This window comes from Paenibacillus polymyxa (genome assembly GCF_018614975.1).
GTDB classification, from domain to species: Bacteria; Bacillota; Bacilli; order Paenibacillales; family Paenibacillaceae; genus Paenibacillus; species Paenibacillus polymyxa_E.
This window is the reverse complement of the sequence record NZ_JAGGNR010000013.1, coordinates 1-18,449: the sequence shown is the minus strand read 5'-3', so window position 1 is coordinate 18,449 and position 18,449 is coordinate 1. Positions and strand designations below refer to the sequence as shown.

Sequence of the window (18,449 nt, the reverse complement as noted above, 5' to 3'; positions counted from 1 at the left end):
TAAGGCTTATCCAATCGACCGATAAGTGTAGACAGATTCAGCAAGTGTAAATGTGTCTCCATCCGCCAATGGATACTCCTTATACGGAGCAAGAATATTGCCCTGAAGAATGGTTCCATTGACGGAACCCAGATCCTTAATGACATAGCCCGATTTGTTCCGGCTCAATTCCACATGAGCACGGGACACCCCGGTCGCTGTGTCCACCCATTGAACCATGTCTGCCGATCTTCCTATTACAAAAGATGCACCTTGCACATCCATTCGTTCATGTTGGTCACCGGTGCCAGATCTTCGTTCAAGATAATAAGACGCCATCACCGGACCTGCCCCTGTAAAGTTACCTTTAGCCACATTCTGCAAATTCACGGTTGCCTCCGCAACTGCATCATGCCTGATTAGCTCTGAAGTTGAAGCTGTTTCCACATGGCGCTGAACGAACGGTGGTTCGGAGTGTTCAGGTGTCATATGCAGACTCTGATAACGGGAATGCTCGCTACCACCTTCTGAGGCGGATGCAACCGTTTGGTTTACGCGTTCAACTGGTCTTTCAACTGTATTCCAGCGCCAACTCTCCTGAAATTGTTCCTCTTCATCCTCGATTTGCTTGCCTTTGTTCTTACCTAAATTGAATGAAAAGGACCGCTTATTCTCTATGTCATTCTGAGGGCTTCCCTTACGCTTCCACGTCCATCCTGCTACACCAAGCAAGCCAAGGCTTAGTACTATGCACAGGATCATCTGTGTCTGTCCCGGTTGCTCCATGTAAATAAATCTCCATACCAATGCCATGGCAACCATGCAGACCAATATGATATAGGTTACTTTGGAAGATCCGGGCTTCTCCTCCACTTCCATATCAACACGCTCTAGCGAATCATACCGATTACTTCGCCCCTGATCCATGCTGTTTGAGCTCTCTAATGAAGATTGCTCAGATGAGCGCCTGCCTGAAAAGGATCGAGATCTCACCGGTATGTCTTCCACCTCAGATTCACTCATTTTCTGCGGCTGACGGAAATTTAGTTGCAGCCCCACAGCAGTATTTTGAACGGGAGCACCGGGTTGATAAGGCCGAGAAGTACCAGTGGCTAGCCTGCTATCTCGCTCAGAGATCGACGAATGAAGATCACCTCTTGAATCATCGAATGTTTCCAAAGTTCTGGATGAGAGAAATGCTGCGCCTCCTCCATTCTCTTGCTCGTCAGCGTATAATTCCAACAGAAGCTCTCGCAACTGTCTGATATCCCAGCGTTCGTTGTCACATAACTGCAGAACTCGCTGAATACCTTCTCCCTGCAGTTCCTGTACATGTGCCATCAGCCTGATCACCAATTCACGGAATTGCTGAGGCGTTGGATCAACTTCAACTGTATCCATGATCGGTACATATACCATCCCAAGTTCACCCTGTTCGAATGAACCGTTGATGAACAAGTAATCTTCCTGAATCAATAATTTACGAGGCTCCAGCATATATTGCCGGCATTCCGTGAAGGCATCAGCTAGTTGGAACAACAAACCATATAGAACACGCAATTTGATTTTGCTTGACTTTAACATCTGGGATAACATCTTGTAGCCTGATATGTCGTACTGCAAAGTTACATTTCGATCGATTTCCCGAATATGAACAGGAAGAAGTCGCGGAATGTGATTGGAGGACAACATCCCCATCTGTACCCGGCTCAATTCCTCCATTCGTAACCCGTCCTCTTTCTCCAAAACCATGAACGCTCCGCCGTTACGAATAAAATCTCTCGTTAATCCATACATGCCAATCCTCTCTTTCCATTGTTATATAGGATCAAATAAAGAAAGTTACACTGGGAACTTCGTTGACGGAACAACCTTCCGACCGCTTTTATCCACAGATATCTTGATTCCTTTTTTCAAGGAAACAGTCCCTGGATAAGCACCGTGATAAATCCAGGTAACACTGCCAGCATAAACGGAAACTTCAATGTCTTCTCTGTGTTAAACAGCTTGAGGGAACCAAGCATGAAGAACCCGGCAAGATTGCCTGCCATGCCTCGAATCCGTTTCGCTGAATCCTTGCGGAATAGAAGTATCACCAAACCAATGGCTCCCGCGTACAAAACGGAGTAAATAATGACATGAATGCCAAAAGCAAGTCCCGTCCATGCGCCAATCCCACCAAACAATTTCACATCTCCTGCCCCTACGGCTCCAATCGCATACATCAGAAACAAAATGCCAAAACCTGCTGCAAATCCAGCGGCTGAGAACAAGAAACCATCCCAACCTCCCCATATGATATGGGCCAATACGCCTGCAACAGTCACGGGTAAAGTCAATCGATTTGGAATTTTCATTGAACGAATATCTGTAATAAAAGCTGCAATTACGTATATGCCACAGGCAATGTAAAACCACTCCACCTCCATCATCCCCTTCCTTATTTTCTGGAGGCCACGGTAAACGTAGTCTCCGTCTTGGCACCGTCCCCTGTCTCGACAACAAAACTCCATGTTCCTTCTGTTGTCCGAGTACCAACAAACCAGGTCCATTCAATAATTCCATTCTCATCTGCGGTGGCCCAGCCGATGTGCTTGGCAGAACTTTCACCTGACTTGTAAAATATCGTTAAGTTGGCTGTCGCTCCTGGTTCTACCTTCACCTTGATCGTTGCATTGTTGCCTATGTAAGCCGGGTCAGGCTTTGACAATACCGTTGCTGAACCCGCAGTATTCCCGTCTCCTGCGCTGCCATCTGATCCTTCTCCGGTATCTCCAATCCATACCCGCTCTGCCGCAGCAGCCTGAATCCGTAGCGGTTTACTAAGAAAGGGAACTTTTACCGGCAATTCATAACTCAGTTCAAGTCGGAAATATGGATTTGTTTTGTTTTTGAGATCAGGTATTGAAATACCATTCACATGAACACGTTCCATATTCAGCAGCGTTGGCTCGATAAATGGTTGAAGCAGCGGTTTTACCGTGGGATCAAGTACGGTTTCCAAGACGGATGTTTTGATCTCCTGTAGTGGCTGTTCACCACTGGCCGCAGCTGAACGTACCCAATCACTTAATGGCTCGGGCAAAGAAGAAGCATAACCTTCTGCCCATTCCGTCAGAGATAACTCTGGTATCTTCCAACCCCCTCCAGAACCTTCTCCGCCGGCAGAATCAGAAGGTGTGAATGCCAGGGAAACAGGATATATTTTCGTTGATAACTGCTTCACCGCTTCACCCGCCGTGCTCTGTAACGCTGTGGAGATTAGAGTCATTTGCACTATGAAGATGAGAAACATGATAAAGAACAGGAAGACAGGTAACACCAGTGAAGCTTCCAGAACCATGCTGCCTTGTTCCTTTTTCGAAGAACATACCTGCTTTTCGAGAGACTTCAAACGCTGAAATCTGATTATTCTTGTTATACGAATCTGCATTTGTGCGCTTTCTTTTTCATATTGTTGCTGCTTGTCCATAATCCCTCCACCGAAACGATCCTGATTATTCAATAGGAATAATCCGCCTTCCGCTCAATGAAAAATCGCCCATCTTCAACCTGGTCCGCACTCCCCATAACTGTACCTATGCTTCTAACTACCCCTGGTAAAAACCACAACTTGATGCTGCTGCGCATGTTACCCGAAGCATACGTCTGTTTCTCATCTGGATTCACACCCGTATTCAATCGAATTAGCGCCAGCATTCGGGACATTTTGCGTTCATTGTTCCTGTGCATCAAGAGGAACAATCGAAGATGGTCCCTATACGTCAGCTTGACTTTGATATACTTTGACAATTCCACACTGCCCTCTTTCGCGAGTTTCACCATATCGGTAATGGCGTTTGTAATCCCGTATAAGATTGCCGCCGATAATACCAGAAGTGGGTTCCCAAGCTTGCTGTGCTCAATTAACCCTTCTGCCGTCCGAATAGCCAGCCGCATCCCAAATATCTCCGCATATGCCGCAGCGATGTTACCCGAAGGATTATGAAACCCGTAGACGATATACTCCAGTTCCTGATTCTCCAGTTTGAAAACATCACCAGCATCTCCACCACCTTCAGTCCAGGTAAATAACTGACCAAAATCCATGGAGTTGAAATAGGCTAAAGCATATTCATTCTGAAATAATTCGTCGCCAAGACCGTCCAGCAGACCGGACATCCCGCCAAACAAACTGTCCATCCCCTTCATGGCATCACCACCAGAGTCATAGGGATCACCAGCAATCTCTGCCTTTTTGGCAACCTCACGACTAGCCTCGTTAAAAGCAATATTAGCGTTGTAATATTCCTCCAACTGTTTGAAAGCGTCCATGGAACCGGAACTTCCATTCTGAATCTGCGACAAGATTCGCTTGACTTCCTTCAATTTCCCTTTGGATTCTTTGTCATTCGCTTTGCGCTCAGCATCCGACCCACGACCACTCTCCAGCTGCTGCTTACTTTGCAGGATGAGATTGGCAGGACCGCTACGTACATAGGTGTCCATATATCGTTCCGTAATCAGACTTGCCTGTCTGACCGCCGTTTTAATCGGAACCCCACTCATTCCCGTAACGCTGCGAAGCTGATTATTCAACTCCATGTTGTCTCTTCTGACGTTAGAGAAGTCCGAATGCTGTGAAACCACACGTGCGTTCAACTGATTAAATAGGCTATCCGCCCTCACAAGCTCCGAGGCGAGGGAACGTGTGCTTTTAGCTTCACTGCCTGATCCAGTAGATGCAGGACCCGTCCCAGGCAGATTCGAGTTGCCGACGTTGTCATAGCTGGCATTCTGTGAACGGTTCTCCCCCTCCGCGATCACACGTTTCATTTCATCATTAATCTTGCGTGCTTCTTCGATCTTGGACTGTGCTTCCTCCAGCTTTGTTTGATGGGCCTGTAACGCGGGTTGTATGATCATGCTGATACCTGTCACCACATTACCAACACCAGTCCGATAACGAGCCAGTTCCAATATGTATTGTTGCTCTCTGAACGGCAGTCCCTCATCTGCCTGTTTCTTGTTCAGATAATCTGCATAACGTGCCGCCGCCTCGGCAGCTGTCTCTGGTGTTTCTTCCAACATTTCTTCATGAATGGCTTGTGAAGGCGGGTCCATGATTAACTTCGGAAGATTCTTCAGCTTCTCCGCGGACTCCGTCTGATTGGCAATGGCTTCGTCCAGCAGTTCTTCACGTTTGTCATATAACTTCTGTAATTTTTTCAGCAAGTCTACCGTATGCGCAGCTTCCTTCATCTCATCTGACATAGGTTTGAATCGATTGATCACTTCAAGGGTAAAATCAACCGGAGCCCGATACTTCATATCCTCCTGAATCTGGCGATTAAATATATCGTATCTTCCCAGTTCACGCTCCATGCTCAGCGTAGTTGTATCCCACTGGATATCCAGAACGGGGAATCCATCTTTTACAGATGAAGGCTTCACACTATCATTCAGCACTTTAGCCATAATCGCATCCCCACTGCTGTCACCATATCCGAATAAACCATACTCACGTAGTGAGGTGTCATAGGCTGACATGACGGATCTCATCGCAGCATGAGTCATGCGTTCGGTCTGCACCTTGAATGCAGCAATCCGAGCGTAATCAATGAATATAGCGACAAACATATAAACTCCGGCCAATATTAATATTAAAAAAAGGGTTACGGCTCCCAACTCATCGTCTTTTTTTCTAAACAGCTCCACCCTCCTCCTTTTCTCACTTTTTGCTTTTGCCAAAATGCTGTACAACCTGTCCTGCTTCCGCAGCAGTACTCGCGGCTTCACCGCCTTTGCCTTTAAACTTGGCTGCGTAATAACGGACCAGATCGACCGTTCGAATGAATTCAACCGGTTCAACAACTGCGGATGATCCCTGGGTCAGTACACGGTTACCTGAATCGAACAAAAAAGAAGGAAGAGGCAAAGAAATTACTTGTTCCAGCTTGGTTGTTACTTTCCGCTGAATCAGAGAATTCTGATACTCAATCGTCCCTTTCATGGCTGAGGGCATATGTTGCACCGCTTGTGCTAATTTCTGTTCCGAGAAACTTCCGCCTTCACTAGCAGGTACAGAAACGCTAACCTGATTATCCGCTCCCGCCCAGCCAAACAGCGTTCCAAGCATACGATCGTCCGTTAATCTCCAGTACAGATTGTCATGTTCTCCAGCAACATATTCACCTGTCATCGCCTGTTTGTGACTGTTGTCCCAGCTATAGGCTGCCCGTTCGGAAGCTGCATAAGCATGTTGATTCAGGAATGTCTTTTGATACATGTACATGGTGAAAAAAAGCAATAACACAAGAATAAACAGCACAACAGGGAAGATCAGGGAAGCTTCAACGGTGAAGCTCCCTTCTTCTTTTTTGAACCTGTTATTCGAAAAATTCATTACTTTTATCGCTAACATTCTTCAAAAGTCTCTCTACCAACGTCTTAATTTGGTTTTTAAAAATCAAAGCAATAATGATAATAACCCCGATAATCAAAATCAGCTCCAACGTGCCGAGACCGTCCTCTTCCTCCCAAAATACGTTTACCTTGTTCTTTAACACATCCATCATCCCAATTCCTCCTACATATTCATCATCATAAAAGCAGGTGCCCCGATCATGACCACAATCGTAAAAAAGATTAGTACCATCGGAAACACCAGTTTGGAAGAAGCCTGTTCTCCCTTGGCCCGACTGACAGCCTTGCGTTTCTCCCACAACACATGTGACAGATCCCGCAGCGCCAATACAAAGTCACCTCCCCCACGCCGGAAATTCAGCAGCACCGTTGTCGTAAAAATCGTCACTTCCTGTACACCGCAGCGGCGACTGAACTGTTCAAATGACTGTTGAAACGAATAACCGTTATTCCAATCTCCCACGGTCTTTCTGAGTTCGTTGTACAGCGGATGATCCCGTTCGCCCTGGCTTGTCACACAGTGAACAATGGCATGCTGAACGGTCTCCCCAGCGCCCACCAACAGAACAATTCGGTTCAGCAGCTCGGGCAGCTCCATAAGAATGTCCTGATCTCTTCGTTGGACCTTGGTATTGAGGTCTTTATAGAGTGCAAAAGGTAACGCTATACCCAATGCGAGTCCACCTGCCATGCCTCCGATGCCCATATCTCCAACGAGTGATAACAGGCAGCCCACCAGCAACATGAGCCACGTGTAGGTCAACATTTCGGCGCAATATAGCATCGTTTTCTCTCCACTGTGCTGTATGCCATACATTTTCTGAATCGCATGTTGCATTCGAAACATGAGCACTGATAATCTGCGTCCAATCTCGAACTTGTCCAATATAAACAGGAAGGGACCATGCAATTTTTTCAGTCGTAATCCTTCTATATCCAGCTTGCGCAGATGCCGGTAGGTCTGCCCCCGGGTTCGATCCAGCAACAGCCATCCAGCTCCGAGCATCCCTGCGACTATAACGGGAAGCAGCATCGTTTCAGCTCCTTATACTTTGATATCCATAATGCGATTAATCCACAGATAACAGCAGGCGAGTACTGCCAAGGCACCACTAGAGATGAGGTACCCCATCCCGCTATACAACGGCTCCATAAAGTCTTTGGCAGTCAGATTGAGGAATATCAGAAAAATAAATGGTGCTGCAAACATCACCTTTGATTCGAACTTTTTCTGCGATACCGCGACCATAATATCCTGCTGAATGTCCAGCTTCTCACCAATCACCGCAGAGGTACGACGCACAACCTCAACCAGATCCCCGCCAGTTCGTTTGCACGTAATGAACACATCTGCAAAGTTCGTAATATCCTCAATCTGAGCCCGATCCGAAAAATCCTGTAGTGCCTCTTCGATTGGTTGTCCATACTCCATCCGTGTCCGCAATATCGTGAACTCACGAATCAGATCGGTATCGGCTTCCGGGTTCAACATTCGCAAATCCTCCACGGATTCCTTGAATCCATTTTCCACCGATTTTCCTGCCGCAAGTGCCGAAGATAATGCATATAACGCTTGCTTAAAATGTAAACTGAGTGTCATTCTTTTTCGTTCCAACAGCACTTTAGTCCAATGTTTTGGCACCCATATGCAACCCGCAGCCAGAATTGCTCCAGCCAACCAGTGATGGTAGAACAGAATTCCGATGCCAAAAAACAGCAGACCACTAATCAGCATACAGACCATTCGTTGTCTCCGGGAAAGCGTATATGCGGTGTAATCCGTCAACATCTGTCTGGCTTCACCCAACAGTAATCACCTTCCAATGACTTTAATTCACGTTGTTATCTGACGAATATGTTTCAACACTATATTGTTCTATGTATTCATCCAGCCATTCCCCAAGCCCAGCCATCTGAATTTTATCCACCTGATTCAACTTTCCAACCTGTACTAATCCGCCAATAATTTTGCCTTCACGCTCTTCTTGTTCCTGGAAACGAAACAATCGATTCAACAAAACCTCACCGTCCTGCATACCAATCACTTCACTAATCTCTGTCACCCGCCGTGAGCGATCTCGCAGCCGGGATAGATGTACAAAAATATCGATTGCTGAACTAATCTGCTGTCGTACAACCGCAATCGGAAGATCCGCACCGCTGAGTACCATCGTTTCGAGTCTGCTAATCATGTCCGAGATGGTATTCGCATGCCCAGTTGACAAGCTTCCATCATGGCCGGTGTTCATGGCCTGTAACATATCCAGCGCTTCTGCGCCCCTTACCTCACCAATCACAATCCGGTTAGGACGCATCCGTAATGAAGATTTGATCAGATCCCGAATAGATATCTGCCCCTTGCCCTCGGTGTTAGCATTCCGCGTTTCCAGTGACACCAGATTCGGTACCGTTACAATCTGTAGCTCAGCCGAATCCTCAATGGTAATAATCCGTTCATCGGCAGGGATAAACTGGGATAATGCGTTCAGAAAGGTCGTTTTTCCCGATCCGGTCCCACCTCCAATGAAGATGTTGTATTTGCTCCGTACCAACTGCTGCAATAATTCTGCCGCTTCTTCATGCAGAGCTCCCTTTTCAATCAGATCAGACATCTTCATCGGTTCACTGGGGAATTTACGAATCGTCATCGTGGGTCCTTTCAAGGCAATAGGAGGTAACACGATATTGACCCGCGAACCATCCTTTAAACGGGCATCTACGATTGGAGAAGACTCGTTCACAATCCGGTTTACCCCGGACACAATCATCTGAATAATATCCTCGAGCCGTTCCCTGGACTCAAATTCAAGGGTGATCTGGCTGACTTCACCTTCCTGCTCCACAAAAATCTCCTTGTGACTATTGATCATAATCTCCGTAATATCGGGATGATCCACGAGTGGCTGCAAAATATCCAATCCACGAAAAGAGTCAAACAATCGCTGTACCAGCGTATGACGCTCTCCTGAGGTCAGATCATCCAACTTGGGGTCAGTGAGAACTTTGCGTTCTATCCCCTGCCACAGTTCATCATCTCCTGCGGAAGAGGTTAAATCGAGGCCAGCCCTGACTTCCCTGCGCATCATCTGAAACTGTTCTTCACGATCCAGTATTATATTGGATGAATCCGTCATAGTGCCCACCGATCCTGCTTCTGAATTCGTCCCGTCTGCTTCAATTCTTCTTCGCCATCTTGTACCAGCATGGCACATAATCTCTTCACTTCACGTTGGAAGATCGGAGAACTAAGCATGACTTCCTCCTGACTGAGTTGCTTCCAAGAAGGGATATAGGGCAACACTGCATCCAGATGCAGATCAGGGCGTGGGAGTGTATTAACGACATTGTCCCGATATTTGTTAACCACAAAGCGTGAACGATCCAGCATACTTTCGTATAGATCTGGTTTCGTACGCTCAGCATGCTCTAACCATTGTCCCCATCGATGCATGGCAGATATATCATCCTCAACGAGCCAGACAAAGGCATCTGCTGTATCCAGCACCCCTTCACTGCGCCCATCCCAACCGGAATCCCCATCCAGAATCAACACGTCATATTGTCCACAATCCGTTAAATAACGAAGAAGATTCGACGTATCCTCACGAGTCATTTGCAACAGTTCTTTCCGATTCGATAATGGCCAGAACAGATCGGATTTCAGCGCTTCATGCCGGACCACATATCCATCTACGCCCTTCGATTGCACCTGCAACTGCTTGCCGGATTCCTTTCTGCCCACCTTCAGATCGTATAACAGACGTGACAATCCCGTCTCCGCATCCGGGCGCTGCCCACTTCTAGTTAGTCCCTTTTCCAGAAACGGGAGCGTGCTATCCAGCGTCTCCAGATTCAGATAGAGTACAGCATAACCTGCGAGCCCCAACTGCTTTGCCATGTGCAGAGCCACTGCCGTTTTGCCACTTCCACCCGAAGCGGATACTACACCGATGGAGAGAGTCTCTTGCCCCGGATGGTGAACCTTCTTACGGCGTGGCTGCCGGCAAGCATGCATCACAGCATCCAGCAAAGCAGGCAAGGGTTGGTATTTCATCAGCCGCTTGGCCTCATCCACCTCTTCCATCCCTTCACTAAGCATTAGCCAAGGTACACCTGATACTTCTCCCCCGTTATTCAGCCAGTCATTCAGAAACTCCGGTTCCGCAATAACCAGATCCGGTAATTCTCGACCTTCTTGCTCATTCATGTGATCCCTGAACGAATCCTCTTGGGAGAATGCCGTGAAACGCACATGAAGACCAGACGAATTTCCCTGTACATAATCAAGCCAGGCGCTAATGTAATCTCTATCCTTTGAAACCAGAACAACCTTCAGTACAATCAATTTTTCCTTCCCTCCCTGTCAAAAAGCACAAAAAAAAGCACCGTCCAATAACCGCATGAATATGCAGTATATGGACGGTGCTTCCGTCACGTGCTATGAATGTATGGATAATATAGCATACAATTTCTGGGGGAGCAAGGGATTTATTCTAACCCATTTTTCCTCAAGAGTTATACGGTGAATCGAACTCAATAATGTTACGGTCAGGATCAAGTACAAAAATCTGTGCGAATCCAGCCACACTGTCAGGTCTCGCTTCATACTCAATTCCCTGCTGCTCCAGCCAGGCTATAGTCCCTGAATAACTGGTGACCCAGATCGCAAAGTGGCCATCTGTTGTATCAATACCAGCTTCGCGTAACGTGTGACCCTCCGGGTGCTGTAACAGATGAAGCTGCTGGCTACCGATGGCATACCATGTACCTGTGGAGCGGAAAGACGGACGTTCAATCTCCTGCATTCCCAGTAACCCCGAATAGAATTTCTTCGCGATTTCCAGATCACGTACAGCCAGACTAACATGGTGGATGTGTGCATATTCGATCATCTTTTATCTCCCCTCTCTACTTCAATATGACTATACTATAACACCTTGAACCCTGACCATAATCTCTGCTAAACAGAAAAATACCCCTGATTCTAATCCGGTAAACCTCTCGGCTCACACAGATCTAGTTCAGAGGTGCATGTTTTATTTAGCGCTATCCAATGCTTCTTGTGGAATCTTGATCTCTTCCACTTGATCTTGGTTAGAAAATGTACTGTTCATCTTCATGTCCATCGTCATTTTCTGTCCATTCTGTTCCATCTCCATGACCATGGTTACGTCTGTACTTGCAGGCAGGTAGGTTTCTTTGTTGATCATATATTTCATCTTCATGCTGGTGATATTCATCTGATCAAGCATGGCTTGCGTCTGGGCATCCGATCCGTTCTGCTCCATCACGGCTTTGGCCAGTTCCTTCACATTATCACCGGATACGTCAGCGTTAATCACATAATTATCGCCTTCTTCGGTCACTTCAGTATCTTCTTCGATCTTTTTGAATTGCTCCAATTCACCTTCGGGATTCATGCTTGCTTTCATCTGCTCAATCAGTTCCTTGGTTTGAGCTTCAGGAATCGCAACCCATTGATCCCCAACTTGGGAGTAGATTTTATCCGAAGTGATATACTGCTTCACGTTCTGGGCTTCCTGTCCCGACATTTCCATATTCATCTCTTGATAAATCATCATTGGATCTTTGATAATATCCATCTTGAGCGATGTTTTAACCTGTTGATCCTGGGACTGTTCACCAGCATCCAGTTTCAGATTCTGATCAATGTTTGCTTCAGTTGTGAAGCTTTTCATTTCTTTGGTTGCTGCATTGGTTTTGGTAATCAATTCGTCCAAGGTAGGAATCTTTGTTTCCTGCTCTGCAGGTGTATTACCCTCGTTAGATGTTTCATTGTTGGTCGCTGGCGGCGTTGCCGTATTATCTGTGTCGTTCCCGCATGCTGCCAAGCTCACTGCTAATAATGCTCCGATAAATAATGTAGTCCACTTCTTCAAGTTGTTGTCCTCCCAAAATAGATATGATCTGTAGTCATTACCCAATTATTCCCGTTATTAATCACACTCACAAAAATCGATCTTTTATCTCTGGTGTAGGCAACATACACGCTTCATCCTTGCCAAACCAGCGATAACGGTTGCGAGCAACCCAGTTATAGACTGCATTACGAATAAATTTCGGTATGATGATGAACACATATAACAACGGATAAGGAAATTTTAGACCTTTAGCCAATCGCAGTGCGGCGGTTGAACGTGTATAGTATTTTCCATTTTCAATCAGCACAAAGGTATCCATACGGTCTGTCGACAAATTGCCCTTCGCCAGCAGTTCCTTGGCTACATCCGATTGAAGCGATGCAAAATGATATTTCCCTTCCGGGTCACGCTTGATAATCCATTTGGTTAAGCCCTGGCAGAAGTGACAGACGCCATCTACCAGTATGATGGGATGTCCCTGGTGCACATCCGTTTGATTTGCTGTCATATTCGCTGCCTCCTATTGTTGCGGTTAGAGTAACTTACCCATTCTGGGCCATCTTGTTCACTAACTCTAAATTTATTTAAAGAATTTATTTAATGGGAAATAAAAGAAAAAGAGCGCAGGCACTATGCCTACGCTCGTATCTGTCCGACAATTACTCCGTAACTGCCTTTTCCATCCATTGGTCATCGATCATTTGTTGATGCAGGTCACTTGCCCACTGGTCCATACATTTGCAAATGAAATCTTTGCGACATACTGGACAAGGGGTTTTCTGCAGACGGCTGATATTGGTCATCTTCCATTCCGGGGAACGGGTGTAGAATACACGGCATTTGGTACCGTCTACCAAATTCATTTTGAATTCATACAATCCGTCTTCCTTGTTACCATAAGCTAATTCTAAATCTGCAATACGCGGTCTATAAGACATGGATATCACCTGTTTAATTCAAATTTGGTTCATGCAATGACACTACTCAGTACTAAGTTATATTAAAGAAAATTCAGATCAATGTCAACTCGTGCATGTCTACCCGCCAAACAGAATATCCAGAATAGTCCCTACCTGCCCCTGTTTTTTCCCTTTCAAGACATCCGGATCAAATACTTCAACATACCCGCAGGAAGCACAGGCCACGAACAGGTAGTGGTTATGCTGTATATCAAACATCTTGCTCAGGCCTGCTCCTGACATGGAAATTTCCTTAATGTTACAATCCGTGCCCCTGCATTTTGTACACACAAATCGCCGCTCGATCATCTCTTCAATACTCATCTTCGTTCCCCCTTTATGGAATGTGTAGCATGAAGTGGGAGTGCAATTATGTAAAATAGTACGCGATCTGGCATCTAATCTCCTGCATCATGTCCTTATATGATAACCAACACAAAACCCTGCCGATTGCCAGCAGGGCTTTGTCGTCGAACATCAGGTATCTGGGATACCCTGCTCTATATGTTCCCTTTACTTACCAGGGGTCAAATCTTAGACTACGTTTAAAACAACATCGATGTTGCCACGTGTTGCTTTGGAATATGGACAGAAATCATGTGCCTTGCGGGCCAGATCTTCTGCTTGACTGTGATCCACACCAGGCATACTCACGTCCAGACGAACAGACAGCTGGAAACCGTCATCCGCAGGGTCTTTACCAATGGATACGTTACTTGTAACGACCACATCCTCCAATTTCACACCTGCTTTACGTGCTACATTGGCAAGGGCACTTTCATAACATGCTCCATATCCTGCGGCAAAAAGCTGTTCAGGGTTAGTACCTTCACCACCGGAGCCACCAAGCTCTTTTGGCATTTTCAGATCATGTTTAAGCACGCCATCCGAAGAAGTCACCGAACCTGTACGTCCACCTTTAACTGTCGCTACTGCTGTATATAAAGCTTCCATTAAGAATCTCTCCCTTATCCATATAGTTTTTACTGCCTTCCTTTTAATTTAAACTTCTGGCTCATTTTGAAACGCATTTTAACTCTTTATCAGCTTTTACATCTTTATCATTTTCATACATATTAGCATTCATCGCTGTATTTTCCTGAGGTTGGGTAGTATACAAAGGGGCATTTTTTAAGCTTCAGCCGAAATCTTGTCCTGATACATGAAAGTTGCACTAGACAAAAATAATTGAAGGAGTACAATGTAACAATAAACATAAAAATTTAGATATATCATGAGCGGGCTGTCCCGCAACAATATTTCCAAATCAATAATTCAAAGTCAGGTGATTATCGTATGAGTAAAAAAAATCCGTTCAACGCTCCTTCAAGAGAATCATTGTCTACTGCGGGCATGGCCCCTTCCCTTGGAGAAGCACATAGCTCGATGAAAGTTCCACAAAATGCTGCATGGTGGAAGAAATTTCTCGCCTTTGTAGGCCCAGGGTACCTTGTTGCCGTAGGTTACATGGACCCCGGCAACTGGGCAACAGATATTGCAGGTGGTTCACAGTTTGGGTATACCTTGTTATCCGTTATCCTGTTATCAAACCTGATGGCCGTTGTCCTTCAGTCACTGGCTGGCAAGCTCGGCATCGTCACTGGACGGGATCTGGCTCAAGCCTGTCGTGAACGATTCAGCATGCCTGTTGTCATGATGTTATGGATTCTGTGTGAACTCGCCATTGCAGCTACCGATCTGGCTGAGGTCATAGGTTCTGCCATCGCATTAAAGCTGTTATTTAACATCCCCATGTTATACGGCGTGATCATCACCGCAGTTGATGTACTCCTGATTCTTGTACTGCAAAACAAAGGCTTCCGCGCTTTGGAAACTCTCGTGATTGTGCTCATGGCGACCATTGCCCTCTGCTTCGGTATTGACCTGTTTCTGGCGAAACCGGATATGGGCGGTGTTCTCCATGGTTTTGTACCAAATGTTGAGATTCTGCAAAACCCGGCCATGCTTTATATCGCCATTGGTATTATCGGAGCAACCGTGATGCCGCATAATCTGTACCTGCATTCTTCCATTGTGCAGACCCGTCAGATCGAACAGACACCACAGGGTAAAAAAGAAGCCATTCGTTACTCGACCATGGATTCTACAATCGCGCTGACACTGGCCCTGTTCATCAATGCGGCCATCCTGATTGTATCTGCTGCTGTATTCCACAGTGCTGGTATGACACAGGTTGCCGAGATTGCAGATGCCTACCATCTGCTGACACCTCTATTGGGTACAACGGTTGCAAGTATTCTGTTCGGTGTGGCGCTGTTAGCATCAGGTCAGAACTCTACCCTTACAGGTACACTCGCTGGGCAGATCGTTATGGAAGGTTTCCTGAACATTCGAATTCCGGCTTGGCTGCGCAGACTGGTCACACGTCTGATCGCCATCATCCCGGCGGTAATTGTGACAGCCATTGCAGGTGAACATGGAACAGAAGAACTGCTCATTTTGAGCCAGGTTGTACTGTCGCTTCAATTACCTTTTGCGGTAATCCCTCTGGTGATGTTTACGAGTGATAAAAAAAGCATGGGTGCATTCGCCAACAAATTGTGGCTCAAAATCATCTCATGGGTCATTACAGCTGTTATCGTTATGCTAAATGTATATCTGATCATTCAGACGATACGCTTGTTCTAATCTCATTCTAATCAACTAAATATCAAAAAGGCTGATCAACTCCGGTATGCTATACCCAAGTTGATCAGCCTTTATTGTTGCAATACAGCTAAACAATCATCTAATCCTGATTTGGCATCAGTAATGGCAGAAGTTGATCCAATGAATCAACAGTCCAATCCGCACGTTTGTCATCCGATAGTTCTGGCTGGAATCTTCCGTAACCCTGCAACATTCGAATCGTACGCATGCCCAGCTTCCGAGCAGGTATAATATCGTTATCGATCCGATCGCCGATCATGACGGCTTCCTCCGGTTCACAACCGGCCTGCTTCAAGGCCACAGCGTATAACTCAGGGTCTGGCTTGGACACTCCTTCTTCAGCCGAACACGCCAGAACATCAACATACTTCCGCAACCCGTAGCTCTCCAGTCTCTCTTCCGTTCCGGGACTCTGATTGGCAATAATGCCAATGCGATAATACCGTGACAACTGCTGAAGAACGGAATCCGCTGAAGGAAAAGGACGTTCAAGATCTTTTTGAAATTTCAGCTTGTCCTGAATCTGTTTCTGATGTTCCTCGTCTTCAACAAATGTGCGAATCGCCACTCTCATAGGCCATTGCTCATATTTTCGGTAACAGCTCGCGAACAGTTCGCGTACCGCCTCAATCTTCACCGGATACCCCAATACACAGGCTTCGCGGACGAACTGTCCGATAATATCATCAACCGGCTCCCATTCATCCACCAGTGTATCTCCAACATCAAAAAACAACCATTTCAATCCACCTACATCCGGCACGCCAATTCCTCCTTGAACTACCTCTAAAACCATAAAAAAGAAGACTCACCATCATGCACGAGTCTCCTCAAACTTCCGTTTATTGATACATTCAATTATAACAGGCACCTTACACCTGAGCAATCACAAGCTATGGCATTAACCATTGAGAAGAAAGCCAACTTCCCCATTGAGCGAATATACAATCCGGTCTGCGCCCATGCCCCGATAGATGCCCTTGGGATGACTCTGCTCCGTAATGACGCACAGGGATTTCGATGTCCATGAACGGCAGATCTGCAAATAACGACAGGTCAGATTCAGACTGTTCTCGAAAATAAACACGTTGCCTACGCTGCCCTGCGGCAAAAACCATTTTTGAGCTGCAGCCGTATTCATGCGAATGACATGTTCTACTCCGATTCTACGGAGTCTGCGCTCTTCCCCTGCACTGTTGGTTAGAACGGCAAACGGCATTTTTTTGTACATCAGCAATTTGATAAATTTGCGTCCTGCTTCATTTGGAGCAGTCACTAAGATCATCTCAGTATCCATCATTCGTTCCTCCCTTGGCGTGAAAAGACAACAAAAAAGAAGCGTGGGGGACCAAGGCCTCCCGAACGCTTCTTAAAGAACCCATGGCGAAAACGCCATGAACCAGCGTACGGCTTGTTGCCTCTCCCTTTAACGCTTACGAGGTTAGCTGACGGATTCGGGCGCGAGAGTCGCCCTATTTCCGGCTGTCACCGGAAAATTCACCCCATGAATGCCTACTGTCCTGGACAGCGCATTCTGTTGGTTCCCCCGTTTTCCACTCATCAATGAATGGAAACTCAGCGATTAAAACATCGTTCGTATATCTTAAGGATAAGATCGAGCGATATTATCGTTTGTTTCGTTTTTCAAGTACAATTTAGTATAAATTGAAATTACGTTATGAATCATACACCCGTGCCATGACGGTGTAAAGTCCGCACAGATCACCGAATCGACAGATTTTCGGCAATACTCACATATAATAGCGCTTACAACACGGTCATACTCTATCCATCTCTTTAAATCTATCTAATTCTCACTCTGACGAAAATCATTACGCATTTCATTCACGCATTCTGCACAACTTGCCTGTTTTGATTTTTTTAACGCCATATTAATTTTGCATTATTTAATTGCAACCAATATAATAGAAGATATAAAAGTATATCAATGGAGGCGATTTAGATGACAGTCTATGATTACAAAGTGAATACCCTTCGCGGTCAAGAAGTTGAAATGTCCGACTACCGTGACAAAGTGTTACTGATTGTGAACACGGCAAGCTCATGCGGACTTACCCCTCAATTCAAAGGTCTGCAAGAATTGCAAGACAAGTTCCAGGATGCGCCATTTGAAGTCCTTGGTTTTCCAAGTAACCAGTTTGCACAGGAAAAAGGTTCTTCCGATGATATTGCCGAGTTCTGTCAGATGAATTATGGCGTGAGCTTCCCCATGTTTGAGAAAATTGATGTGAACGGCTCAAGCGCTCACCCTCTCTTCCAGCACCTTAGCAAAGAAGCACCCGGCCTGCTCGGTTCCAAAGCAATCAAATGGAATTTCACCAAATTCCTAGTGGATCAGAACGGACAGGTCGTGAAACGGTATGCACCCAAAACAACACCGGACAAGATTGAAGAAGATATCAAGAACTTGCTGCAAAAATAATACATTGGCCACCCATAGCCGGACGGTAGAGCAACATTGCCACGGTAATGGATGGCCTTTTTTCTCAACTTTGATGTCAGACTGTTCAAAAGTAGAGTAAGAGGCTGGGTA

The 18,449-nt window shown here is 45.9% G+C and carries 20 protein-coding genes and 1 riboswitch; of the genes, 2 read left to right on the top strand and 18 right to left on the bottom strand.

Annotated features, from left to right (window positions below; translation table 11 throughout):
* Positions 1–6 precede the first annotated feature (6 nt).
* From J7E78_RS12695 to J7E78_RS12620, 16 genes are all read right to left on the bottom strand, one after another.
* Positions 7–1,776 carry a DUF6382 domain-containing protein gene (locus tag J7E78_RS12695; RefSeq protein ID WP_215076530.1) on the bottom strand — a complete coding sequence of 590 codons (1,770 nt, stop codon included), beginning with the start codon at positions 1,774–1,776 and terminating at the stop codon, positions 7–9.
* Positions 1,777–1,892: 116 nt separating this feature from the next.
* Positions 1,893–2,408 carry an A24 family peptidase gene (locus J7E78_RS12690; RefSeq protein ID WP_215076604.1) on the bottom strand — a complete coding sequence of 172 codons (516 nt, stop codon included), beginning with the start codon at positions 2,406–2,408 and terminating at the stop codon, positions 1,893–1,895.
* A gap of 11 nt (positions 2,409–2,419) precedes the next feature.
* Positions 2,420–3,451, bottom strand: a complete 1,032-nt coding sequence (locus tag J7E78_RS12685) for a pilus assembly protein (RefSeq protein ID WP_215076603.1) — start codon at positions 3,449–3,451, stop codon at positions 2,420–2,422.
* 29 nt (positions 3,452–3,480) lie between these two features.
* Positions 3,481–5,676 (bottom strand): hypothetical protein, encoded by a 2,196-nt coding sequence (locus J7E78_RS12680; protein WP_311517216.1) that lies wholly within the window; start codon positions 5,674–5,676, stop codon positions 3,481–3,483.
* 13 nt (positions 5,677–5,689) lie between these two features.
* A complete protein-coding gene (locus J7E78_RS12675) occupies positions 5,690–6,364 on the bottom strand; it encodes a TadE/TadG family type IV pilus assembly protein (RefSeq protein ID WP_215076529.1) in 675 nt (224 codons plus the stop codon).
* A complete protein-coding gene (locus J7E78_RS12670; RefSeq protein WP_215076528.1) occupies positions 6,348–6,536 on the bottom strand; it encodes a Flp1 family type IVb pilin in 189 nt (62 codons plus the stop codon). The genes J7E78_RS12675 and J7E78_RS12670 overlap by 17 nt, the downstream gene beginning before the upstream one ends.
* An 11-nt stretch (positions 6,537–6,547) precedes the next feature.
* Positions 6,548–7,417 (bottom strand): type II secretion system F family protein, encoded by an 870-nt coding sequence (locus J7E78_RS12665; protein ID WP_215076527.1) that lies wholly within the window; start codon positions 7,415–7,417, stop codon positions 6,548–6,550.
* 12 nt (positions 7,418–7,429) lie between these two features.
* Complete coding sequence (locus tag J7E78_RS12660) at positions 7,430–8,173, bottom strand: type II secretion system F family protein (RefSeq protein ID WP_215076601.1); 744 nt, start codon at positions 8,171–8,173, stop codon at positions 7,430–7,432.
* 40 nt (positions 8,174–8,213) lie between these two features.
* Positions 8,214–9,518, bottom strand: coding sequence for a CpaF family protein (locus tag J7E78_RS12655; RefSeq protein ID WP_215076600.1), 1,305 nt, complete (start codon positions 9,516–9,518; stop codon positions 8,214–8,216).
* Positions 9,515–10,729 carry a nucleotide-binding protein gene (locus J7E78_RS12650; RefSeq protein ID WP_215076526.1) on the bottom strand — a complete coding sequence of 405 codons (1,215 nt, stop codon included), beginning with the start codon at positions 10,727–10,729 and terminating at the stop codon, positions 9,515–9,517. Before J7E78_RS12650 ends, J7E78_RS12655 begins: the two co-directional genes overlap by 4 nt.
* A gap of 163 nt (positions 10,730–10,892) precedes the next feature.
* Positions 10,893–11,276 (bottom strand): VOC family protein, encoded by a 384-nt coding sequence (locus J7E78_RS12645; protein ID WP_215076525.1) that lies wholly within the window; start codon positions 11,274–11,276, stop codon positions 10,893–10,895.
* A 144-nt stretch (positions 11,277–11,420) separates the two neighbouring features.
* Positions 11,421–12,284: a DUF6612 family protein gene (locus J7E78_RS12640; protein WP_215076524.1), complete on the bottom strand. Its 864-nt coding sequence runs from the start codon at positions 12,282–12,284 to the stop codon at positions 11,421–11,423.
* Between the two features lie 67 nt (positions 12,285–12,351).
* Positions 12,352–12,774, bottom strand: coding sequence for a thiol-disulfide oxidoreductase DCC family protein (locus tag J7E78_RS12635; RefSeq protein ID WP_215076523.1), 423 nt, complete (start codon positions 12,772–12,774; stop codon positions 12,352–12,354).
* Positions 12,775–12,925: 151 nt separating this feature from the next.
* Complete coding sequence (locus J7E78_RS12630; protein ID WP_036610814.1) at positions 12,926–13,204, bottom strand: hypothetical protein; 279 nt, start codon at positions 13,202–13,204, stop codon at positions 12,926–12,928.
* A gap of 99 nt (positions 13,205–13,303) precedes the next feature.
* Positions 13,304–13,549: a zinc ribbon domain-containing protein gene (locus tag J7E78_RS12625; protein WP_215076522.1), complete on the bottom strand. Its 246-nt coding sequence runs from the start codon at positions 13,547–13,549 to the stop codon at positions 13,304–13,306.
* A 210-nt stretch (positions 13,550–13,759) separates the two neighbouring features.
* Entirely contained in the window at positions 13,760–14,179 is a 420-nt protein-coding gene (locus J7E78_RS12620) for an organic hydroperoxide resistance protein (RefSeq protein ID WP_211084131.1), read from the bottom strand.
* Positions 14,180–14,578: 399 nt separating this feature from the next.
* Here J7E78_RS12620 and J7E78_RS12615 point away from each other — a divergent pair, with 399 nt between their 5' ends.
* On the top strand, positions 14,579–15,874 hold the full coding sequence (locus tag J7E78_RS12615; RefSeq protein WP_215076599.1) for an Nramp family divalent metal transporter: 1,296 nt from the start codon (positions 14,579–14,581) through the stop codon (positions 15,872–15,874).
* 100 nt (positions 15,875–15,974) lie between these two features.
* Here the strand turns inward: J7E78_RS12615 and J7E78_RS12610 are convergent, their stop codons facing one another.
* Together J7E78_RS12610 and J7E78_RS12605 are read right to left on the bottom strand one after the other, a co-directional pair.
* Positions 15,975–16,658 (bottom strand): HAD family hydrolase, encoded by a 684-nt coding sequence (locus tag J7E78_RS12610; protein ID WP_215076521.1) that lies wholly within the window; start codon positions 16,656–16,658, stop codon positions 15,975–15,977.
* A gap of 138 nt (positions 16,659–16,796) precedes the next feature.
* Positions 16,797–17,195, bottom strand: a complete 399-nt coding sequence (locus J7E78_RS12605) for an HAD family hydrolase (RefSeq protein ID WP_235193755.1) — start codon at positions 17,193–17,195, stop codon at positions 16,797–16,799.
* Between the two features lie 115 nt (positions 17,196–17,310).
* A riboswitch (cyclic di-AMP (ydaO/yuaA leader) is annotated at positions 17,311–17,486 on the bottom strand.
* Between the two features lie 372 nt (positions 17,487–17,858).
* Between J7E78_RS12605 and J7E78_RS12600 the strand changes: the two genes are divergently transcribed.
* Positions 17,859–18,338 (top strand): glutathione peroxidase, encoded by a 480-nt coding sequence (locus J7E78_RS12600; RefSeq protein WP_215076520.1) that lies wholly within the window; start codon positions 17,859–17,861, stop codon positions 18,336–18,338.
* The last annotated feature ends 111 nt before the right edge of the window (positions 18,339–18,449 follow it).